The 21,949-nt window shown below is 61.9% G+C and carries 16 protein-coding genes; 7 read left to right on the top strand and 9 right to left on the bottom strand.

From position 1 onward, the window contains the following. Positions 1-97 precede the first annotated feature (97 nt). The 9 genes from LB519_RS11385 to LB519_RS11345 form a co-directional block, all read right to left on the bottom strand. Positions 98-994 (bottom strand): LysR family transcriptional regulator, encoded by an 897-nt coding sequence (locus tag LB519_RS11385; protein WP_027163982.1) that lies wholly within the window; start codon positions 992-994, stop codon positions 98-100. 124 nt (positions 995-1,118) lie between these two features. Further along, on the bottom strand, positions 1,119-2,618 hold the full coding sequence (locus tag LB519_RS11380; protein ID WP_024502414.1) for a sugar ABC transporter ATP-binding protein: 1,500 nt from the start codon (positions 2,616-2,618) through the stop codon (positions 1,119-1,121). A gap of 3 nt (positions 2,619-2,621) precedes the next feature. Continuing rightward, positions 2,622-3,716: a hypothetical protein gene (locus LB519_RS11375; RefSeq protein WP_027163981.1), complete on the bottom strand. Its 1,095-nt coding sequence runs from the start codon at positions 3,714-3,716 to the stop codon at positions 2,622-2,624. Further along, positions 3,713-5,830: an ABC transporter permease gene (locus LB519_RS11370; RefSeq protein WP_224620014.1), complete on the bottom strand. Its 2,118-nt coding sequence runs from the start codon at positions 5,828-5,830 to the stop codon at positions 3,713-3,715. Before LB519_RS11370 ends, LB519_RS11375 begins: the two co-directional genes overlap by 4 nt. A 12-nt stretch (positions 5,831-5,842) precedes the next feature. Further along, complete coding sequence (locus LB519_RS11365; protein ID WP_127370934.1) at positions 5,843-6,859, bottom strand: sugar ABC transporter substrate-binding protein; 1,017 nt, start codon at positions 6,857-6,859, stop codon at positions 5,843-5,845. A 34-nt stretch (positions 6,860-6,893) separates the two neighbouring features. Further along, entirely contained in the window at positions 6,894-7,892 is a 999-nt protein-coding gene (locus LB519_RS11360; protein WP_224620012.1) for an ABC transporter permease, read from the bottom strand. A gap of 350 nt (positions 7,893-8,242) precedes the next feature. After that, positions 8,243-9,067 carry an alpha/beta hydrolase gene (locus LB519_RS11355; protein WP_224620010.1) on the bottom strand — a complete coding sequence of 275 codons (825 nt, stop codon included), beginning with the start codon at positions 9,065-9,067 and terminating at the stop codon, positions 8,243-8,245. A gap of 10 nt (positions 9,068-9,077) precedes the next feature. Continuing rightward, positions 9,078-10,559 (bottom strand): NAD-dependent succinate-semialdehyde dehydrogenase, encoded by a 1,482-nt coding sequence (locus LB519_RS11350; protein WP_013533135.1) that lies wholly within the window; start codon positions 10,557-10,559, stop codon positions 9,078-9,080. Positions 10,560-10,575: 16 nt separating this feature from the next. Further along, complete coding sequence (locus LB519_RS11345) at positions 10,576-11,802, bottom strand: iron-containing alcohol dehydrogenase (protein WP_224620008.1); 1,227 nt, start codon at positions 11,800-11,802, stop codon at positions 10,576-10,578. 173 nt (positions 11,803-11,975) lie between these two features. On the opposite strand from LB519_RS11345, the gene LB519_RS11340 reads away from it, so the two are divergent. From LB519_RS11340 to nadE, 7 genes are all read left to right on the top strand, one after another. Beyond that, on the top strand, positions 11,976-12,677 hold the full coding sequence (locus LB519_RS11340; RefSeq protein ID WP_013533133.1) for a GntR family transcriptional regulator: 702 nt from the start codon (positions 11,976-11,978) through the stop codon (positions 12,675-12,677). Positions 12,678-12,688: 11 nt separating this feature from the next. Then, the gene (locus LB519_RS11335; protein WP_224620005.1) at positions 12,689-14,281 is read left to right on the top strand and encodes a sugar ABC transporter ATP-binding protein; all 1,593 of its coding nucleotides are present in this window, start codon (positions 12,689-12,691) and stop codon (positions 14,279-14,281) included. After that, positions 14,269-15,267: an ABC transporter permease gene (locus tag LB519_RS11330; protein ID WP_127365748.1), complete on the top strand. Its 999-nt coding sequence runs from the start codon at positions 14,269-14,271 to the stop codon at positions 15,265-15,267. The genes LB519_RS11335 and LB519_RS11330 overlap by 13 nt, the downstream gene beginning before the upstream one ends. 54 nt (positions 15,268-15,321) lie before the next feature. Further along, the gene (locus LB519_RS11325; protein ID WP_013533130.1) at positions 15,322-16,272 is read left to right on the top strand and encodes a substrate-binding domain-containing protein; all 951 of its coding nucleotides are present in this window, start codon (positions 15,322-15,324) and stop codon (positions 16,270-16,272) included. A 72-nt stretch (positions 16,273-16,344) separates the two neighbouring features. Continuing rightward, positions 16,345-16,938, top strand: coding sequence for a DJ-1/PfpI family protein (locus LB519_RS11320; RefSeq protein ID WP_013533129.1), 594 nt, complete (start codon positions 16,345-16,347; stop codon positions 16,936-16,938). A 1,436-nt stretch (positions 16,939-18,374) separates the two neighbouring features. Beyond that, entirely contained in the window at positions 18,375-20,969 is a 2,595-nt protein-coding gene (locus LB519_RS11315) for a non-ribosomal peptide synthetase (RefSeq protein ID WP_224620003.1), read from the top strand. Beyond that, positions 20,966-21,949, top strand: coding sequence for an NAD(+) synthase (gene nadE, locus LB519_RS11310; RefSeq protein WP_032898949.1), 984 nt, complete (start codon positions 20,966-20,968; stop codon positions 21,947-21,949). The genes LB519_RS11315 and nadE overlap by 4 nt, the downstream gene beginning before the upstream one ends.

The raw sequence follows: 21,949 nt of genomic DNA, 5'->3' as shown, positions 1-21,949 counted from the left end.
TGCGCTGATATTCAGGAGAGGCCGGGCTGCCAATGGCGGCGTTCCCAACGCACCATTCTCGGCGCTCGTGCAAGGTGCCTGTCCGAAGGCGCGACGCTCAGTTTGCCAGTTCGCGCAAATTGGTTCGGATGAGGTTCATCAGCTGTTCGGAGAAGGAGTGGTGCACATAGCCCCGCGCGGTGATGATGCCGACCGAGCGGTGGGCGTCGCGATGGTCGATCGGCACCACCCGCATACGCTCGTCATTGCGCGAAATGGCGATGCCGGGCACCACGCAGACGCCAAGTCCCGAACACACCAGCGCCACCGCCGTCTGTGCGCTTTCGACCTCGTATTGCGGCTTGAACTCGATGCCTTCCGCCGCCGTCAGCCGATCGACAAGGCCGCGCACGGCGGTCTTGCGGCTGAGCAGGATGAGCGGATAGCGCAGCAGGTCCGAGAGCAGCAGCTTCCTTTCGCCACCGTATATTTCCGTGGGGATGCAGGCCATCAGCGGATCGTCGAGGATGGACTCGAACTGGAAGTCCGTCAGGTTTGGCAGTTCGGGGCCGATGTAGAACTCGACCTCCTGCTGTTGCAAAAGGCCAAGCGCGGCCTGTGGCGGGCTCTCGATGACCTCGACGATGCTGCGTGGATAGCGCAACTTGAATGTCGCCAGGATATCGCCCAGCCGGCTTGCCGCGAGCGTCGGGGCGCAGGCGATCTGCACTTTGCCCTTGCGCCGAGCGGCGACCTCCGTCAGGCGGTCGAGGCTGGTCTGCACCTGAGACATCACGTTGGCGATCTCCTCGAACAGGATCTGGCCTTCCGGCGTCAGGCTGGCACGCTGTGCGGTGCGGATGAACAGCGAGATACCGATCTGCTCCTCAAGGTCGCGAATCTGCATCGAGACCGCCGATGGCGAACGGTTGCTCTCCTCGGCAGCACGTCGGAAGCTGCCGTTTTCGGCGGCAAGCAGGAACGTCTGCAGAAGTTTGAGGTTGACGCTGGGCATATCCGCTCGGGCAGGGTGATCTGACCCCTGACCTATTCAGACGCGGAACCGATTGCAAGGCAATAGGGCAGGCCAGACATTGGTCCTGGCTTGGCCGGCAAAAGTGTCTCTCTTGTCGAGCCGCTCAATGAACCGCGGCGAACATGACGCGTTCCTCGGTGGCCTCCGAAAGCATCATCTCCTCGACAACGCGGCCGCGCTTGACCACCAGAATGCGATCCGAAACGGCGAGAATTTCAGGCAGGTAGGACGAGATGACAACGACGGCCATGCCTTGCTCGGCGAGATCGCTGATGAGCTGGTGGATCTCGACGATGGCGCCGACGTCGACCCCGCGTGTCGGCTCGTCGAAGATCACCAGCCTCGGCTTCTGAATCAGCGATTTGGCGATCACGACCTTTTGCTGGTTACCGCCGGAGAGCTCGATCATCCGGGCTCGGTCGCTGGTCTGCCGCAGGCTCAGACGTTCGCCCCATTCGCGGGCAAGTTGCCTGGCTCGCGCCAGCGACACCATGGAGACGGGATTGGCGCCCTCGGTCAGTTCACCCATTTGCAGGTTCTCGCCCGCGGTCATGGTTTCGAAGAAACCGTCGACCTTGCGATCCTCGGTGACATAGACGATGCCGTCGCGCACCGCAGGCCTGGGCACCCGATAGCGCACCGACTTGCCGAGCAGGCGGATCTCGCCGCCGTGGAAGATGTTGCGCTTCAACAGTCCGGCGACGACCTTGGCCATTTCGGTGCGGCCGGCGCCGACAAGGCCGAACATGCCGGTGACCTGGCCTGAAAACACCGAGAAGGAAGAGTTGCGCACCAGACCGGCGCAGGACAGATTCTCGACCGAAAGCACCTTGTCGCCATAGGGGCGCGCCGTGCGCTTGACCTCGCCATGCAGCGTTTCGGTGAGCGTGCGGCCGACCATGGCCTGCACGATCGAGGCGCGGGTGAAACCCTTGGCCTCGCCGGACGCGACGATCTCGCCATCGCGCATGACCGTGATGCGGTTGGCGACGGCAAGCGCCTCTTCCAGCGCATGGGTGATGAAGATGACGGCGATGCCCTCCTTCACCAGCCGCTGCAAAAGTTTGAAGAAGTGGCTCTTCTCTTCAGGCGTCAGCGTCGCGGTCGGCTCGTCGAAGATGATGACGCGGGCCTTGTGGTGGACGGCGCGCGCGATCTCCACCATCTGCTTGTGCGCCGCGCCCAGCGTGCTGACCTGCGCGGACGGGTCGACCTGGAAGCCCATGCCGGCGAGGAACTGCCGCGCCTGAATGTAGAGGCCGCGCAACCGGTTGAACATCTTCTCTTCGCCGAGATAGAGATTCTGCGCTACGGTCATGGCCGGCACCAGGTTGGTTTCCTGGAACACCATGGCGATTCCGGCGCGCAGCGCTTCGGCGGGCGTGGCGAAGGACACATCCTTGCCGTCGAAGGTCATCTTGCCCTCGGTCAGCTTGAAGACACCGGCCATGACCTTGGTCAGCGTCGACTTGCCGGCGCCGTTTTCCCCGAGCAGCGCGTGGATTTCGCCTTTGCGCAGGTCGAAATTGACATTCTTGAAGGCCGGAATGCGCGCGAATGCCTTGGCGGCATCCCTGAGTTCAATGATGTTGGCGTCCGACATCGCTTAGCCTCGCTTGCCGCTGGCGGCGCTCGCCACGCGTACGATCCTCGATCCGCCGCGCGAGGCGACCAGCAGATCATCGCCCAGCTCGCAGGCGCTCAGCGTCCCGTGCACCTTGCCGTCTGCGCGCGAATGGAAACTCGACAGCGGCTTCATGTTCTGGTCGCAAAGAACCACCAGCCCGTAGGACCTTGTCACCGCGTATGGCTTCAGCACGTTCATCTGCTTCAACTGGCTGCCTTGCATGGGCTCGCGATAGTCGCGCCATGAGCCGAGCGACGGCGCCATCCAGTAGGCCTCCGGGACTTCCGCCAGCATGCGGGTGCGGTAGGTCTCCTCGCGCAGGATGAACTCCACCAGTTGGTTGCGCACGGAATAGAAGGTCAGCCAATAGCCGGCGTTGAAGGCCGGGGCGATGCGGGCGGGGTAGGCCGGCAGATGCTCCAGCACGGGCAGCGTCGCCGTGGTGGCAAGGTCGATCGCCAGCACGCGGTGGCGCCAGGCCTCCGAAACGTAGATGCGGTTGGAGCCGGTGGTGGCGATGCCGGCCGGCCAGGCCAAGCCGTCCCTGACAAGCTCCAGCCGGCCGTTTTTTAGATCGAGCCGCCAGACCGAACCGGACACGCTCTTCTGCATCAGGTCGCGACGCCAACCGCTCGCCGGCACTGAGGCCGAACCGTTGGCCACCAGCAAGGTGTTGCTGTCGAGGAAGGTGAGAGCGGTGATGCAGGAAAGGCGCCGAGCCTCCTCACCCGTCGCCTCGCGCCCGTCATGCAGGCCGCCGTGGACGACGACGCCCTTGCCGTCGATGGCCATCGCGGTCATGCCGCGGGCATGGGCGAGTGCGGTGATCTCGCCCGGAAATTCCTGCAAGGTTTCGGCATGGCCGTCGGCGCTAAAGCGCATCAGCCGGTTGGCGCTGCTTGCCAGAATGCCCTTTTCGGTGCGTACGAGATTGTCGGCCTCGGCGAGGCCGGCGAACGGCTCGGCTTCCTCCAGTCCTTGGTTGGGCAGCAACGGCCCGTCGAGCGTCGGCACGGTCACTGCCCACTCGCCACGGCCGAGAAAGCGGTCAAAAAGCTGGCTCAAACCGCTCATGGCTTTTTGCCCCAGTAGGAATCCGAGCTGAACCAGTCGGGATCGACGCCTTTCAAGGGCAAGGTGCCCATGCGGTTGTTGAAGATGCCGCAGAGATAGAGGATGCCCTTGTGCTCGCGCATCGAGGTGATCATCGGATGCTTCTCGCCGGCCTGGTCCCACAGGCTTTCGAGGATCTGGCCGTTCTCGTCGAAGCGCAGCACGCAGCCGGTGTTGAGATTGGGCATCAGCCACGCGTCTTCCGATACGCGCCGCGCCATGCGACGGCGGAAGCTCGGCATTTCAAGCGAGAGATCCAAGGCCGGCGTGCGCATGCCCATCAGGGCCAGCCAGTAGGTACCGTCGGAGGCGCGGTTGATGTTGTCGGGATAGCCGGGCAAGCCCTCGATGACGCGCTCGACTTGGCCCTTCTTCGGGCCATCGAAATAGTAGCGGCTGATGCGGCAGGCCCAGCTTTCGGCGAACAGCACCGACTGGCCGTCGAAGGCCGTGCAGATGCCGTTGGGGAAGACGAGGTTCGACAGCAGTGTGCGTGTCGAACCGGATTTGGGATCATGGACGATGATGCGCCCGTTGCCACGGCTTTCCAGCGCGTCGGCATACCAGTCATGCATTTCGAAGCGCACGGTGGCTTCCGAAAAGACGATGCGGCCGTCCGGAAGAATGTCGCAGTCGTCGGCGAGCTTCATGGTCGAGTCGTCGACCACCGAGGTCAGTGAGCGGTTGGTTTCGGCGGTCAGCAGCTTTACGTCGCCGGCCGGCGAGACCTGATAGAGGCCCATGCCGGCGACGCAGATGACGAGGTTGTCGTCGCGGTCGAAAGCCATGCCGAGCGGCGAGCCGCCAATATGTGCGAACACTTCGCTATCGGTATAATGGGGCGGCTGGAAGCGCAGGATCTCGCCCTGGCGGCTGCCGGTGTAGAGACGGTCCTGCCGGTCGAAGATCACATCCTCCGCGCCGTCGAGAACGCCGAGGCCGATGACGCCGACGTCCTTCAACCGGTCATTCATCGCCATTGGCGCGCCGGGCGCGGTCGAGATCGCCTGCGGCATCTGGGCGAAGGTCGGCGAGATGTAGACGCTGCGCAGGATCTTGTGGCGGTTCTTCACCCAGCGAACGTCGAGAAGCACCGACAAAAGCAGCACGATGCCGAGGATCAGGAAATTGACCGGGCCGGGCACGGCCAGCGCAAGCAGGCTGTTCGACAGGACAAGCACGAAGACGGTGCCCATCAGCGCCTTGGCGACCGAGCCGCGCCCGCCGCCTAGCGAGATGCCGCCGAGCACGGTCGCGGTCAACACCTGCAGTTCGAGACCGGTGCCGATGTCGGAAGCGGCACTGCCGATGCGGGCCGAGAAGAAGAAGCCGGAGAGCGCCACCAGTACCGAGCACAAGACATAGGCGCTGAACAAGATGAAGCGCACATTGATGCCGGCATTGTAGGCAGAGCGGCGCGCGCCGCCGACCGCGAACAGCCGCCAGCCATAGCGGGCGCGCGACAGCACGAGATGGATGATCAGCGCGATGACGACGAAGACCACAAAGGACGTCGGCACGCCCCAGATCGTACCGAAACCAAGAAAATCATAGGCCGGCGAATCCGGACCGCTGGTGACGATCCGCGTCGAGACCTGCGGGAAGACGATGTCGAAGGTCGAGCGGTAGATGATGAGCGTCACCAGCGTGGTGAGAAACGCCCGCATGCGCAGAAAGCCAACCAGGAAGCCGTTGATGGCGCCGCAGACGACGCCGAGGCCCAGGCACGCCAACAGGCCGGTACCAAAGCTCCACTGCTCGACATTCATCCCATAGAGCGTGACCAGCACGGCGAGCGCGAAGGTCGACCCGACAGACAGATCGATGCCGCCTGACACCATGACGATGGTCATGCCGAGCACCACAAGGCCAAGCTCGGCGGTCTGGCCGCTGAGATTGGTCAGCGTCGCCAGATCGAAGAAGCCCGGCACGATCGAGCCGAAGATCGCGCACAAAATGACCAGCGCCATGAAGGGAATGACGCTGTCGATCCACTTCTTGGTCAGGATCTCCCCGACCACGTGGTCGGGGAGCAGGCGGTAGCGCCAGCGCACAAGGCTTTCAGCCATGCTCATCAAGGAAGTCCGTTACTTGAGCTCGTCCAGCTTCCAGCAATTCCTGCCGGTCGCATTGGCCTTGTCGACGCGGGTGATCGGACCGAAGAAGATGGTCTTCTCGCTGCCCGCCTGCCGGCCGGACTGCTGCAGCAGCTCGGAAATCTGTTGTGCTGCGATCTCGGCCTGGATCGGGGCATTAAAGTTGAAGATCACGTCGAGCAGCCCGTTCTTGATGCTCTCGCAGCCCGTGGCGCTACCCGCGCCATTGGTGACGATCGTCACCTGGTCCTGCTTGCCGGCGGCCACGACGGCGGCACCGGCGCCGACCTCGGCATTATCCCAGATGCCCATGATGCCGCACAGGTCCGGATGCTGCTGGAGGACCGTCTCGGTGATCTGGCGGGCCTTTTCGCTCATGTAATCGGCCGGCTGGTCGGAGACGAGCTGCAGCTCGGGATTGGCCTTCAGCACCTCGTCGATGCCGGTGCGCATGTAGATGTTGGCGGCACCCGTCTGGACGCCGGCGAGCCAGACCACCTTGTGCGAGACGGCATTGGGCCCGGTGCAGTGCTTGGCCAGTTCGCCCATTTCGAGACGGCCCATTTCGATCCAGTCGTTGCCGACATAACTGTCCGTCTGGGTGGCCGACTGCATGTTGACTTGCAGCACCTTGATGCCGGCCGCCTGCGCCTGTTTCAACAAGCGTGCGTAGGTCTGGACGTCGGGGTTCTGCACGATGATCAGGTCCGGCTTCTCGGCGATGGCGCCCTGCATGGCGCGAATGCCGGCATTGGTGTCGCCGGAGGGATCGCGCACTTCGAGGCTGAAGCCGTAGCGAGCGGCGTGACGCTGCCACACCACCACCCAGGCCTGGTTGAGGTCCATGCCCTGCGAGATTGGCACGAAGATGACCTTCTTGCCCTTGAGCGCCTCGAGATAGGTAGAGCGGCCGACCTGATCGGTTTCCTGCGCCGTGGCGATTTTCGCCGCGCCCAGCAGCGCCAGCGCTGTCATGCCCGCGAGCAGGCAGTTCTTGAACAACTTCATGGTATCCTCCCAGATTTATGTCTCGGTTCTTGTTTCAGATGTCGCCGCTTTGCGAGGTCTGCTCGTCGCGCGGATTGATGATGGCGTCGATCGCCAGCGCGCCCAGCAGGATCACGCTCTTGATCAGGTTCTGGCTGGTGTAGCTGAAGTTCAGGATCGTCATGCCGTTGGTCAGGATGCCGACCAGGATGGTGCCGACGATGACGTTGCGTACGCCGCCCTGGCCACCGGAGAGGCCGATGCCGCCCAGCACGACCACCAGCAGCACGTCATAGATCAGGCTGGAATTGTAGAGGCGCGTGTCGATGCCGGTGACCAGCCCCAGCATGATGATGCCGGCGATATAGGCAATGAGGGCGCTGATGACATATTGCGTCACGATGATCGGGCGCGTCGGCAGCCCGGTCGTGCGGGCCGCGTTCGGGTTGTCGCCAGTAGCATAGACCAGCCGGCCGAAGCGGGTCTTCCTCAGGAAAAAGCCCATGAGCGCGGCCACCGCCGCGAAGATGATCACCGACATCGGGATGCCGAGGATGGTTCCGTTGCCGACGAATTTCAGCCAGCCGATATCGGAGGGGGCATAGAGCACGTCGGACGCAAAGACGATGCGGCCAGAGCCGTAGACCGAGGACGCGATGGCAAGGGTGGCGAAGATCGGCGGAATTTCGGCCACCGCCACCATGACGCCGGTGAACAGGCCGATGGCCGCGACCAGGATGGCCCCGAAGACGACGGCCAGCGTGAAGTCGACGCCCCAGGTGGAGATCCAAATGCTGAACGCGACGCCGACGACCATCACCGCCACCATGGTCAGGTCGATGCCACGCCCGACGACGATGAACCCCATGCCGACGGCCAGCGTGCCGAGGATCGAGACATTCTTGAGAATGGCAAGGATGTTGCCCTGGCTCAGGAAATTGTTGAGCGTCGCCGAGAACACCAGGAAGAGGACGGCCGAGATCGCGCCGACGACGAGTTCCTGGGACATCTTGATGCCCAAGCGCGCGGTATCGGATTTGCCCGAACCAGCCAAGTCTGTTCCTCCCTCGCTGCCGGTTTGAACCGGCGGCGTGCCAAAGCGGCCTTGCCCCAGGGGCTTTGCCGCGACGACGTTTCCTCCACGGCCCTAAGCCGGCTGCTTGCGTAAAGACCATCGCGGCTCAGGGCGGCAGGGGCAATTTCGATTTTCTGATGCGCTGTGCAGTTCGTCAGTGTGGAAAAAGAGGATGAGGAATCGTCGGTTGTGTGCTCTGCCGGATTTCACCTGTCGCAAAGCTCAGCCCGATGCCGGCAGCGTGCCGCGATCCCCATGACGGTACTTTCTTGAGTGACGGGAGCGTCAAGTAAGGCACAAGCGGGCCCTGCTCTCCCTGGGTTTCCGTCCTACAGGCCGTTTCCCTCGATCATCGCCATCAGGCAATCGCCAGCTTGTGTGCCGCTGATGCCCAGATCACGCACGCTGTTCATGTGGTTTCGGTCATTCAGGCGGAGGTCGCTGACAGGGTGCCCCTGCGCGCGCAAGCGCTTTCCGAAGTCGGCGGCCTGCTGGTGAAAAGGTGACGTTTCCTGATCTCCGACGAGAATGGTCGCTGCCGTCTCCGGGTCATGCCACCGCGTCATTGGGGTGAAGGCAGCTGCCTCCTCATCGGTGATGCCGATTAACGGCTGGAGGAAGGAGGTCTGAAGGGGCTTGAGGTCGTAAAGGCCGCCTAGCAGCAGCGCCGCACGTATGCGCGACGGCATTGGCGCCTTTTCGAACAGGAATGTGGCCAGGTGCGCACCCGCCGAATGACCACTTACGCTTAGCCGGGCAGGGTCGCCGCCATGGGCGGCTATATTGTCCAGCACCCATTGTTTGGCACGCCGGATCTGGTCGACGATTGCCGCCATCCTGAATTCGGGCATCAGCGCATAGTCGACGATGACCGCGACCGCCCCAGCTTTGGTGACTGTGTTCGCTACATAAGAATAGTCGCTCCTGGAGAACATGCGCCAGTAGCCACCATGGATGAAGATGTGCACGGGAAGATCCGTGCGCACACCGGGCGGAAAGAACAGGTCCAGCCTTTCGGCCTCACCCTCGCCATAGGCGATACCAGCCGACATTGGCAGGGTCGCCCGGGTTTCGGCGCTGCGAGTCACTATGTCGGTCACGATATCGTCAAAATCGGCCACATGGTCGCGCGTGCGGAAAGGGTCCTTTGACATGACCGCCGGTTCAGAAGGTGACGGCAATATACTTAGCCTCCATGAACTCGGCGATGCCGTGGTGCTGGCCGCCTTCGCGGCCAAGGCCGCTCTGCTTGACGCCTCCGAATGGTGCGGCCGGATCCGACATCAGTCCCCGGTTGAGGCCGATCATGCCGGCCTCGATCCCCGACGCCACCCGCATGCCGCGCCCAACATCGCGTGTGTATATATAAGCGGCCAGGCCATATTCCGTGTTGTTAGCATGGGCGATGGCCTGGGCCTCGGTGTCGAAGCGTGTGATAGGTGCCACCGGGCCGAAAATCTCCTCGTGCGCCATCTCCGCATCGGGCGGCACATCGGACAGCACTGTGGGCGGATAGAAGAATCCTTCTTCCTCCGAAATCGCCCCGCCGCAAAGCACCTTGGCTCCCCGGCCCACCGCGTCCTTGACCAGGCGGTCGATCTTGTCGACAGCCTTTCTGGTGATCATCGGCCCGCACTCGGTGTCGGCATTCGGGCCCGCCCCCACCTTAAGTGCCGCCATGCGCTTGCGGAGCCCGTCGGCAAAAGCATCATAGATTCCCGATTGCACATAGAGGCGATTGGCGGCGGTGCAGGCTTCGCCGGCGTTGCGCATCTTGGCGATCATCGCGCCATCGAGGGCGGCGTCGAGATCGGCATCGTCGAAGACGACGAACGGGGCATTGCCGCCGAGTTCCATCGAACACGAAATGACATGCTTTGAAGCCTCGCCGAGCAAGGTTCGGCCGACACCCGTCGATCCCGTGAAGGACAGCTTCCTGACCCGCGGATCGGCAAGCATGGCCGAAGTCAGCGGCCCAGGACTGGTCGTGGTCAGCACGTTGACGACGCCGGCAGGCACGCCGGCTTCGCTGTAGAGTGCCGCCAGCGCATAGGCCGTCAGCGGTGTTTCGCTGGCCGGCTTCAGGACGACAGTGCAGCCTGCCGCCAGCGCCGGCGCGATCTTGCGGGTCGCCATCGCGGCCGGAAAATTCCACGGTGTGATCAGCACGCAAATTCCGATCGGCTCATAATCGACCACGATCCGGTTGGTGCCGGATGGCGCGGTGCCGAATTCACCGGTGATCCGGACCGCCTCTTCGGCATTCCAGCGGAAGAACTCGGCGGCATAAGCCACTTCGCCGCGCGCGTCGCGCAGCGCCTTGCCGTTCTCCAGCGAGATCAGCATGGCGAGCGTTTCGGAGCGTTCGACCATCAGTTCGAAACAGCGCCTGAGGATTTCCGAGCGTTTGCGCGGCGCAGTTTCCCGCCATCTCCTAGCTGCTTTGGCCGCCGCCTCGACGGCGGCGGTGGCGTCCTCGACCGTCGCATCGGGAACCGCCGCGATCACCGCCCCGGAGGAGGGATCGACGACATCGATGAGCCGACCGTCGGAGGACGACCGCCAAGTGCCGTCGATGTAGAGTCCGTGCGAAAAACCGCGCACGTCATAGCCATCCTGGTCGAGTTGCTGAGCGTTCAAATTCATCGCTTTGTTCCGTTTCTCACATAACGCAGGCGGCGAGGTCGCCGTCATGGGCGGCCTGGACGAGGCGTCGCATCGTGCCGAGATCGAACGCACGCGGATTGTTCTTGATCAGGCGGTCGATGCCGAGCGCTTGCTCGGCGGTCCAGTCAAGCTTATCGGCAGGGAGGCCCAGATCCGCCAATGTTGGCGTAATACCGATCGCCGCGAACAATCGCCTGATCTCCTCGATCGTGGCGGCTGCCATCTCGTCGGCGGTTCGCGCCTTGGCCTCCAAGCCAAGTGCCGCGCCGATCTCTGCCATCTCGTGAGCGGCGACGCGGCTGTTATAGGTCATCACGTAAGGCATCATTGTGGCCACGCCCAAACCATGGGCGGTGTGGGTGAGGGCGCCTGCCGGGTATTGCACGGCATGCGCCGCCGCCGTGCCGGCGGTGCCGAACGCGCAGCCCGCCGCCAGAGCGCCCATCATGACATCGGCACGCGCGTCGGCATCCGTGCCGTCGCTGCAGGCTTTCTCCAGACTCCGGCCAAGCAGCTTTATCGCGAGCAACGCGAAATGGTCTGTCAGCGCAGTCTTGCCGATGAAGACATGCTGTTGCGGCAGATTGGGGTCTTCACCGCGCCGCATGGCGGTGAAGGCCTCAATCGCATGGGTCAAGGCGTCGGCGCCGGCGATCGCGGTCAGGCCAGGCGGACAGGTCATTGTCAGCTCGGGATCGCACAGAGCGACCGCGGCGATAAGGTGAGGGCTCGATATGCCGACCTTGAGCGTCCGGTCCGGGTCGGAAATCACCGCGACCGGCGTCACCTCGGAGCCGGTGCCGGCCGTGGTGGGTACGGCGATCAGCGGCAGTGTCTGACCCGGCACCTTGAACTCCCCGTAATAGTCTTGGAGCTTGCCGCCATGGCTGAGCAGCAGGGTGGCGCATTTGGCGAAATCGAGACAGCTGCCGCCGCCGATGCCGATCACCATATCCGGCCCGAACCCCTTCGCTTCCTCGACGCAGATGCCGACCGTATCGCGTGGCACGTCGGGCAGAACACGATCATGCACCAGGACCTCGATCGAGGCTGACTGAAGGGACTCGATGATGTCGGCGAATACCGTTGTGCCCGCGAAACGCTCGTCGGTGCAGACCAGCGCGCGTCGGCCGAACCGGGCGGCGACCGTCGGCAGCACATGGCGTTGCCCCTTCCCGAACAGGATTTCACGCGGCAACCGCAGGGCGGCGAAGAGGGTCATGATCGGTCCTTTGTCGGCGGCTGACTGGAGAGGCATTGAACTGGGCTTGGGATCGGATGGTCCAAGAGTGTGTCTCTCGCACTTAGAGCATATCCGCTTCAAAATCGTATAGGATATAGGATTGCATCCGTGGAACCATCGTGTTAGCAGTCCTCACTGTCAAGAGGCAAAATATGCAGACCGCAAACTTACCCGACCCAAGCGACGCCAGCATTGGAGCTGGTCGCATCCAGCGCGCCAACAGTCTCGTCGAAGATGTCTATGAAGCCATCTTCGCGCAGTTGATGGCGCTGAAGATCCCCCCCGGCTCACGCATCACAGTCGACAGCCTGGTCAAGGAATTCAACGTCTCGCACACGCCGATCCGGGAAGCCCTCGGACGGCTCGAAGGCGAAGGCCTGGTGCTCAAGACGCATCTGATCGGTTATCGTGCCGCGCCCCAGATCACCCGGCGCCGTTTCGACGAATTATACGAGATGCGTCTGCTGCTCGAGCCGCATGGCGCCGCAAAGGCCGCCGCAACGATGGACGACGCCAAGCTCGATCTGTTGCTCGAAGCTGCCGGCGTGATGTCACGCCGCGAAGGCAAGGATGATCGCGTGCGCTATTCGAATTTCGCCAGGCAGGATGCGATCTTCCACGACAAGATCATGGAGTTTTCTCAAAACGAACTCATCCGCGAGACGTTGAGCCACCAGCACACGCACTTCCACATCTTCCGCCTGATGTTCCATGCACGCGTGACCGAGGAGGCGCTTGACGAACACGAGGCGATCCTTGCCGCGTTCGGCTCGGCCGATCCCGATGCCGCCGAAAAGGCGATGCGCATCCATATCGAGCACTCGCGCGATCGCCTGCTCCCGGCATTCGATTGAGGTCGGAACGGATGTCCATTGCCGCGAATATCGCCGGGGAGGGCGGGAGCACGTTGTCCAGCGAAGCGCCTGGTTCGCTTGAACCGGTGCTGCGCGCCCAGGAATTGTCCAAGCAATACGGCCCAGTGACGGTGTTGTCGGACGTCACCCTGGACGTCCTGCCGGGAGAGATCCATGCCATCATTGGCGAGAACGGTGCCGGCAAGTCGACGTTGATGCGGCTGCTGTCCGGCTATGTCGAGCCAAGCCACGGCACATTGTCGATGAACGGACACGCGGTGAAATTTGCCAAGCCTGCCCAAGCACAGGATGCGGGTATCGCTTTGGTTCATCAGGAGATACTGCTCGCCGAGGGGCTCACGGTCACCGACAATCTGTTTCTCGGGCGAGAGCGTTCGCGTGGCCATGTCGTGGATGACCGCACCATGCGCCGGCTGGCAACCGAGAAACTGGCGCAGATCGGCTGCGCGGTCTCGCCAAGGGCACTGGTGCGCGACGTTTCGCTGGCAGACCGGCAGATGGTGCAGATCGCTCGCGCCCTGCTTGACGACCACAAGGTGGTTATCTTCGACGAGCCGACCGCCGTTCTGACCGGTGGCGAGGTCGAGCGCCTGCTGGAGATCGTCCTGCAACTCAAGGCTCACGGCACCGCCGTGCTCTATATCAGCCACCGGTTGGATGAGGTGCAGCGGGTCGCAGACAAAGTGACCGTTCTGCGCGACGGCAAGACGGTCGGCACCTATCCCGGCAAGACGCTGAGCCAGATGGATATGGCGCGGCTGATGGTCGGGCGCGAACTGGCAGCGCTCTATCCTGAGAGAACCGCAGCGCCTTCGGATGTACCGATGCTGAGCGTGAGGAACGCCTCCGTTCCCGGCTATGTGGAGGACGTGTCGTTCACGGTCCACAAGGGCGAGATCCTGGGGTTCGCCGGTATGGTCGGCGCAGGCCGAACCGAACTCTTCGAGGGCATTATCGGCTTGCGCCCGGCAGTTGCCAAGATCGAACTTGAAGGCAAGTCGGTCCATTTCCAATCGCCGCGCGCGGCGATCGACGCCGGCGTCGGTTACCTGACCGAGGATCGCAAGGGCAAGGGACTGCTGCTGCAAGAGCACTTGGCGCCTAACCTGACGCTGTCGGCGCTCGATGTGTTCCATCCCGGCCTCTCGATGGGTCGGCGCCGCGAAGCGCAAGCCCTGGAACAGGCCGTGGAGACATATGACATCAGGCTGAAGAGCCTCGGCGCCAAAGCGGCCCAGCTTTCCGGGGGCAATCAGCAGAAGCTGCTGCTGGCGAAGGTGCTGCTGACCGATCCTTCGGTGGTCATTATCGACGAGCCCACGCATGGCATCGACATCGCCAACAAGGCGCAGATCTATGCCTTCATCCAGGAGCTTGTGGCCAAGGGCAAGGCCTGCATCGTCATCTCTTCGGAGATGCAGGAATTGATCGGCATCTGCGACCGCATCCTGGTGATGCGCGAAGGCCGCATCACCGGCGAGGTCAGTGGCGCCGAAATGACCGAAAGCAATGTGGCGGTACTGGCGACCAGTGGCCCCAAGCAAGGGCCAAAAGCCAAGGGAGGCACAAAATGGCTGTCATGAGCGAATCCGCACCCAGGCGTCGCCCCCTCGATCTCAACATCAGTTGGACCGATATCGGGCCTTTTCTTGCGCTGGCAGCTCTGCTGGTGGTCGGTTACCTCATCAACCCCGATTTCCTGTCCGCCACCAACCTCGCCAACGTCATCACCCGCAGCGCCTTCATCGCTATTATCGCGGTCGGCGCGACATTTGTGATCTCGTCGGGGGGGCTCGATCTTTCCGTCGGCTCGATGGCCGCCTTCATCACCGGCATCACCATCATGTTCATGAACGCGGTGGCGCCGCATGCCGGCATCTGGGCTATTCCCGCCGGTATGGCGGTTGCGATCCTGGTCGGCCTGCTGTGCGGGCTTGCCAACGGGCTCATCGTCACGGTCGGCAGGATCGAACCGTTTATCGCCACGCTGGGCACGATGGGGATTTTCCGGGCGCTGATAACCTATCTGACCGATGGCGGCACGATACCGATCGACAGGTCGTTGCGCGAGGCCTACCGGCCTGTCTATTTCGGCACGGTCGGCGGGATCCCGGTTCCAATCCTCATATCCATCGCAGTCGCCGCGGTCGCATCCTTCATCCTTTACAAGATGAAATATGGGCGCAAATGTGCGGCGGTCGGCGCCAATGAGGATGTCGCCCGTTATTCCGGCATCTCGGTGATCAGGACACGGACCGTGGCCTATATCGTCCAGGGTGTCTGTGTGGCGATTGCCGCGATCTGCTACGTGCCGCGCCTGGGCGCCGCAACGCCGACAACCGGACAGCTTTGGGAACTGCAGGTCATCACCGCCGTGGTGATTGGCGGCACCGCATTGCGCGGCGGCAAGGGCCATGTGTGGGGGACAGTCGCCGGCGCCGTCATCCTGGAACTCATCGCCAACCTCATGGTGCTGTCAGACTTCGTCTCCGAATACCTCGTTGCCGCTGTTCAAGGCGTCATCATCATCATCGCCATGCTCATCCAGCGGTTTTCGAATTCGAAATAGCGCCGCGTCCGGACCACGCGGATTAACGTTCTTGTAGGTCCAAGGGAGAAGACAATGTTCAGTAGAAAATGGATTGCGGCAGCGACACTTGGCGCGCTGCTGCTGGCCGGCCAGGCCATGGCGCAAGACAAGAAGGTCATCGCGGTGTCGATACCGGCCGCTGACCACGGTTGGACAGCGGGCATCGTCTACCACGCACAAGCGGCGGCCAAGGAAATCAACGCCGCGTTCCCGAACGTCGAAGTGGTCGTGAAGACGTCGCCGTCCGCGGCGGAGCAGGTCAGCGCGCTTGAGGACCTGTCGGCCAGCCGCAAGCTGGATGCTCTGGTGATCCTGCCTTACAGCTCGGAAGAGCTGACCCAGCCGGTCAAGGCTATCAAGGACATGGGCACGTTCATCACCGTCGTCGATCGCGGTCTGACTGACGCCTCCGTCCAGGATCTCTACCTCGCCGGCGACAATATCGCGGTTGGCACCAACACCGCCAAGTTCATGATCGACAAGCTTGGCGGCAAGGGCGACGTCGTTGTGTTGCGCGGCATTCCGACCGTCATCGACGACGAGCGCATCAAGGGCTTCCAGGACACGATCAAAGGCACTGATCTGAAAGTCCTCGACATCCAGTACGCGCATTGGAACAGCGACGAAGCCTTCAAGCTGATGCAGGACTATCTGGCCAAGTACCCGCATATCGATGCGGTGTGGGCCAATGACGACGACATGCTGCTTGGCGTGCTCGAGGCGGTCAAGCAGTCGGGGCGGACCGACATCAAGCTTGCGCTCGGTGGCAACGGCATGAAGGACATCGTCAAGAAAGTGATCGACGGCGACGCCATGACGCCGGTCGAGACGCCATACCCGCCGTCGATGATCAAGACCGCGATCTACATGACAGTCGCCAACCTGATCGGCCAGGCACCCGTCCGTGGCACCGTCAAGCTCGACGCGCCGTTGATCACCCAGGCCAACGCCAAGGAATATTACTTTCCGGATTCGCCATTCTGACCCTATCCGATTTCACAGAAAGGCAGGCGCAGTCTGCGCCTTGCCTAGCTCAAAACACTGAGAGGAAGAACCATGCCAGGCAAAAAGATACTGATGCTGACCGGTGAGTTCACCGAAGAATACGAAATCTTTGTCTATCAGCAAGCGATGGAAGCCGTCGGTCACACCATCCACGTGGTATGCCCGGACAAGAACGCCGGAGATCTGATCAAGACCTCGCTGCACGACTTCGAGGGCGACCAGACCTACACCGAAAAGCTCGGCCATTATGCGCTGATCAACAAGACTTTCTCGGAAGCCGAGAGGCAGCTCGATCAGTATCATGCCGTCTACTGCGCGGGCGGCCGCGGCCCGGAATACATCCGCACCGACAAGCGCGTGCAGGCGATCGTGCGCCATTTCCACGAGGCCAAGAAGCCAATCTTCACCATCTGCCACGGCGTGCAGATCCTGATCGCTGTCGACGGCGTGGTGCGCGGCAAGAAGGTCGCGGCACTCGGCGCCTGCGAGCCGGAGGTGACACTGGCGGGTGGCACCTATATCGACCTGTCGCCGACCGAGGCCTATGTGGACGGGACAATGGTTTCGGCCAAAGGTTGGACGGCGCTTGCTGCGTTCATCCGCGAATGTCTGAAGGTGCTGGGAACGGAAATCCGCCACGCATAAACTTCTGGAACCGACGCATTCGCCAAGGGATGCGTCGGTTCCCTTCAACAGCGCTTCCATATCCATCAACTCGGTCGGGATCGCGGCTCCCGAGCTACGATATAGGCGAGAGACTTAAGTATTACCGCCTGTTGCGCCGCTTTTCGTCCTGCTTGTTCCACTGGTGCTGTTCGACAGGGTTGGCGCGCGGCGTTGTTTCAGCATCCGGATAGGCCGTGTCGTCGACCGTGCGGCCCCGTCGTCCCCCCGAGGCCACCTCGCTCCGGGCTTGCTCATTCGGATTGCAAGCTGCTGACATCAGTCAACGCCTGCAACGGCGCTACGCCACCGGAAATCGGGGTGCGCTTGAGTTCAGGCCCGGGTCAGTAAATCTGGCATCGCGGACAATCCAATAATCTCCCGGCGTCCGGGGCTGGTCGTCGGCCTGACGAAAAGAACGGCGTCCAGGAACGATTTCGGCCGGCTGTCGTTGCCTAACATTAGGTATCCCTTATGGACTTTGCGAAATGCCGCTGTGTCAGAATCTATGCCCTCTTGAAATGACGTTCAAATGTCCGCGCTGCGGATTGGCTTTGCTCAAACCCGGGCGCTGGTTCCAGGTTGCGTCCAAATATCGCTGCGAGGGCTGTCACAGCGAAATCCGGATTACGTATCCCGACAAGATTGCACTTTTCCAGAAGTATGCGGATTCGCAGGGCGAGGTCCGTCTCCCCCAAAGCATAGCTCAGTCCTGACCAGTCGTTCAGCGGCTAGGCCACGGTCCTGCCAGGAGGGCAGGCGATCTGAAGGCTGACTTCCGGCGGTAGGGTTGCCTGTAGCATGGAACGAAATCCGTTCCCTGCGGTTGGAGTTGTCCAGCTACACGCGATTGAACCGGCCTTGCCCCACAGTCAGGAGCAGTGATGCAAACATACCTGGTGGAACAAATGGAGGGGGATGACGTGGTCGCGGCGAGTAACGTCAATGCGTCCAGCCCGTTCACGGCGGCGACTATGTCAACGGGACGCCAGGTTACCCTGCGGACTTGGGAAAACAATTGGGTTCGTGTAACGGATGAGCTTGGAGGGGAAGTGTTCGCATACTGCTTCGTTTCAAGCACTGGCAAAGCGGATAGCAGCGCGCAGCCCGACACCTCTGTAAGGTAAGGTAGTCCCGCAGCCCGGGCGGGCGCAGGCTGGCCTCTTCATCTTCGAATAATTCAAGCGATTAAGACCGTCTCACGCATCATCCGAATGATTGATGAAAAGATCATGCCGCGGAGCGATAAGCGGCAACAATCCTAGCGTGGGGCCCTTATGTCTCTGGCGCATTTAGAATCTTCGAGGGCGATTCAAACGGTGCAGGCTGACTACCAAGCGGTGGTCCCTTGCCGATGGTTAAAAGCTCCCGATCATGCTCTTGACCATGGCGGGCCTGTTCTACGTCTGCATCAACGGATGGGAACTGGCTTCGCCGACGTTCCTGTCTTTGATCACCTGAGGGAGATCGCCGGGCGTTATTCCGAAAAATTAGCCGCCAGCGACGGCACCAATCGACTGACCTATTCCGAGCTTTTTCGGGCGGTCGAGGCATTGGCCGGCTGGATTGAAGCCGTCGTTCCCGACGGAAATGCGGTTGGAATACTTCAGGCCAACTCGGTCTGGTACACCGTTGCGATGTTGGCCAGCATGGCATCCGGTCGGCCGTCAGTGCCGCTTAACGTGCGAGATCCGGACTCGCGCATCAACGAAATCGTCGCCGACGCGAGGCTCTCCGCCATAATTGGCGACAAAGGCCTCCACGGCCTTGATCTGCCCCAGCACGTTGCCTGGATCGATATGGCGCAATCATTGCAGGCAACGCCCCATCCAGCCGCACACCGTGTGGTTTCTGTCGATGCACCGGCAATCGTGCTTTATACCTCCGGCAGCACGGGCCGCCCCAAGGGGATTGTCAACAGCCAGCGGAACTTGCTGTGCCGAGTGCAGCAATATGTCGATGCGTGCCACATCAATGCACAGGATGTATTCCTGCCTCTGACCGGCCCGGCAACCATCGCCGGCTGTCGGGAAATTCTTGCCGCTCTGCTCACGGGTGCCACGTTGCAGCTTGTGGAGGTTGAAGCCGTCGGCCTGCGCGCGGTTCGCGGCCGCATGCAATCCGAAGGCGTGACGATCACTTATCTGGTGCCTGCATTGCTTCGCGCTCTCTTGGCGGATGAACCCGCGGACGCCTTTGGTTCGCTCAGAGTTGCCCGAATTGGAGGCGAGAAGGTATCTTCGGCCGACATCCGCCTCGTGCGCAAGGCTGTCCCGCCAAATTGCCTGGTGCAGATCGGCTATTCATCGACGGAAACGACGGGATCGCAGTGGTTCTTGCCGCACGATTGGCCGGAATTCGATTCTTCGGCTCCCGTCGGCTGGCTGCTTCCGGGAATCAGCTTCGCAGTGGTCGATGAAGAGGGTTACCCGGTTCAGCCCGGCAAGATCGGAGAACTGTTGATCAGAAGCCCGTATGTCGCGCTTGGACATTGGGAAAACGGGGCCGTTGTTCCGTTTGAAGTAGACCCCGACGACCAGACGCTTCGCATCTTTGCGACGGGCGATCTTGTGCAAATCGGGAGTGACGGCCTGCTGCGGATCATAGGCCGCAAAGGGCGCCAGATAAAGGTCAATGGGCGGCGCGTTGAGCCGGCCGAACTCGAACGGGTTCTGCGTGGCGCGCCGTCGGTGAAGGATGCCGTGGTTATCGTCACCCCGGCGAATGAACTGGTTGCATTCGCCGTACCGCACAGCGGAGCGGGAGCCAGTTTTTGCGACGAGCTGCGCCAACTTGCCAGGACAAAATTGCCGCCGGCGCTTTGCCCGTTGCGACTCCATGCAAGCGCCGAGATACCGCGACTGCCCAGCGGAAAGATCGACATGACAACGCTGGCTGCAATTGACCTTTCGGTTCGGGAAACCACGCCCCCACCGCAAATACCCCATGCAGGACATGAAGTTCCTGCTCATCAGATCGTACGGCGTGCCTGGACCAAGGTCCTCAAGACGCGGGTCGCCCTGGGCTGTTGGGACGAAGCGGGGGGAGATTCGCTGAAGCTGCTGCACTGCGTCATGGAAATCGAAAGCGCGATCGGGCAGGAGCTCGGATTGGAAGCCTTCACGGTTGGAATGAGCTTCAATGAGATGGTTGCAGCGGTCATTTCTGCTCAAGGAGGCGGCGAGCACGCGCCCGCTTGGAAACACGAGCCTCCGCTGCTTTTCCTTTTCCCCGGCTCGGTCGGCTATGGTCCGAGCCTTGCTTCGTTCGCATCGGCAATAAGCAAGGTCGCCAGGGTGTCTCCCATCAGATATCCGGCCCTGGGCATGATCCTGCAAGGTCAGAACACCGTCGCCGCAATGGTCGAAGCTGCAATCGATCATATCAACCGCGTACAGCCGACCGGCTGTATTCGCCTGCTTGGTCACTCGCTCGGAGGAGCGGTCGCTTTTGAGGTTGCCGCGCGTCTGCTTGATCAAGGGCGAGCTGTAGCGTTCACGGGCATTCTGGATACCAGCCTGGTTGGCGAACGCAGCAAGCGTTGGGAGACGATTACCCGGACATTTCACCGGATCCGAACCAATCGTATATCGGCTAGTCGAGTGGCATGCCGCGCGCTTGCCAAGGTCGCGGTCAAAATGCACTGCGAATCCCGGCTTGCCAGCTTCCTCGACCGCTATGCCGAGGGTCAGTTCAACCCGACGAGCTTCAGAACCAAACTGGAACTGCAGGAAGTTCTGCGCGCGCGCGCCTTCTTCCAGTGGCTCACAGAACCCAGGCCGATACTGCCGATCACCGGCACCTTGTTCCGTTGCGCGCGGCCCGGAATGCCGCTTGCACTTGGGTGGGATCGGGCATTCGTCCATCTGGACGTCATTCCGATCGCCGGCACTCACATCGACATGGTCGTGGAGCCTCATCTGACCATCAATCGCCCGCTCATCGAAAACGCTGTGACTGAGACCTACTCTTCAATCGAGTCACAGAAACGGGAGGCAGTGTCATCGACCTGATCGGGGAATTCAGCAGCGATGTGCTGGCGCTCGATGCCCGGCTGGAGATCGATCGCATCGTCGAGACCTTGCGCGAACAGGTTCTCGGCACACAACGGCGCCGCGGAGTGGTTGTCGGGCTCTCCGGAGGCATCGACAGTTCGGTCGTCGCAACGGTCTGCGCACGCGCGTTCGGCAGGGACAAGGTACTGGGCCTGTTCATGCCGGAGCGCGATTCATCCGGCGACTCGTTGAGGCTTGGCCGCAGCGTCGCCGGGCAGCTTGGCATCGACACAATCCTTGAAGATATCCAGCCGGCGCTCGAGGGCATCGGTGCCTATGCCCGACAGATGGAGGCCATCCGAACTGCCGTCCCTGGATATGGCGAAGGCTGGAAATGCAAGCTGGTCATGGCATCGGTGCTGGAGAGCAGCGGCCTTAATATCACGCGCCTCACCGTCGAGGATCCGGACGGAAAGATCGACACCGTGCGTCTTTCGCCGGCGGCTTACCTGCAGATCGTCGCTGCAACCAACTACAAGCAGCGGGTTCGCAAGATGACTGAATACTATCATGCGGACCGCCTCAACTATGCAGTGGCAGGCACGCCAAACCGGCTCGAATATGACCAAGGCTTCTTCGTCAAGCAGGGCGACGGCGTCGCCGACGTGATGCCGATCGTCCATCTCTACAAGACCCAGGTTTATCAGCTGGCGGAATATCTCGGGATTGACGAGGAGGTCCGAACGAGGCCGCCGACCACGGACACGTTTTCCATGGCGCAAACCCAGGAGGAGTTCTACTTCGCCTTGCCCTATCAGCTGATGGATTTGTGCCTCTACGGCATGAATCACGGAATTTCGGCCGGCGTGGTTGCCGCCGCCGCCGGCCTGACGGCCGAGCAGGTCGAGAAGGTCTATAAGGATATCGTCAGCAAACGCCGCGCCGCCCGCTACCTTCACGCCCGGCCGCAGCTGTCCGCTGCGATGGACAGGGATTGA

It is taken from the genome of Mesorhizobium sp. AD1-1, assembly GCF_020164655.1.
Taxonomy (GTDB): Bacteria; Pseudomonadota; Alphaproteobacteria; order Rhizobiales; family Rhizobiaceae; genus Mesorhizobium; species Mesorhizobium ciceri.
This window is presented reverse-complemented; position numbering and strand designations above follow the sequence as displayed.

What these genes read in the sequence shown, in the direction of transcription:
- LB519_RS11315 (WP_224620003.1), top strand. Translation starts at nt 18,375, where the DNA reads ATGGGAACTGGCTTCGCCGACGTTCCTGTCTTTGATCACCTGAGGGAG.
- LB519_RS11365 (WP_127370934.1), bottom strand. Translation starts at nt 6,859, where the DNA reads ATGAAGTTGTTCAAGAACTGCCTGCTCGCGGGCATGACAGCGCTGGCG.
- LB519_RS11370 (WP_224620014.1), bottom strand. Translation starts at nt 5,830, where the DNA reads ATGAGCATGGCTGAAAGCCTTGTGCGCTGGCGCTACCGCCTGCTCCCC.
- LB519_RS11325 (WP_013533130.1), top strand. Translation starts at nt 15,322, where the DNA reads ATGTTCAGTAGAAAATGGATTGCGGCAGCGACACTTGGCGCGCTGCTG.
- LB519_RS11345 (WP_224620008.1), bottom strand. Translation starts at nt 11,802, where the DNA reads ATGACCCTCTTCGCCGCCCTGCGGTTGCCGCGTGAAATCCTGTTCGGG.
- LB519_RS11355 (WP_224620010.1), bottom strand. Translation starts at nt 9,067, where the DNA reads ATGTCAAAGGACCCTTTCCGCACGCGCGACCATGTGGCCGATTTTGAC.
- LB519_RS11340 (WP_013533133.1), top strand. Translation starts at nt 11,976, where the DNA reads ATGCAGACCGCAAACTTACCCGACCCAAGCGACGCCAGCATTGGAGCT.
- LB519_RS11375 (WP_027163981.1), bottom strand. Translation starts at nt 3,716, where the DNA reads ATGAGCGGTTTGAGCCAGCTTTTTGACCGCTTTCTCGGCCGTGGCGAG.
- LB519_RS11350 (WP_013533135.1), bottom strand. Translation starts at nt 10,559, where the DNA reads ATGAATTTGAACGCTCAGCAACTCGACCAGGATGGCTATGACGTGCGC.
- LB519_RS11330 (WP_127365748.1), top strand. Translation starts at nt 14,269, where the DNA reads ATGGCTGTCATGAGCGAATCCGCACCCAGGCGTCGCCCCCTCGATCTC.
- LB519_RS11335 (WP_224620005.1), top strand. Translation starts at nt 12,689, where the DNA reads ATGTCCATTGCCGCGAATATCGCCGGGGAGGGCGGGAGCACGTTGTCC.
- LB519_RS11385 (WP_027163982.1), bottom strand. Translation starts at nt 994, where the DNA reads ATGCCCAGCGTCAACCTCAAACTTCTGCAGACGTTCCTGCTTGCCGCC.
- LB519_RS11380 (WP_024502414.1), bottom strand. Translation starts at nt 2,618, where the DNA reads ATGTCGGACGCCAACATCATTGAACTCAGGGATGCCGCCAAGGCATTC.
- LB519_RS11320 (WP_013533129.1), top strand. Translation starts at nt 16,345, where the DNA reads ATGCCAGGCAAAAAGATACTGATGCTGACCGGTGAGTTCACCGAAGAA.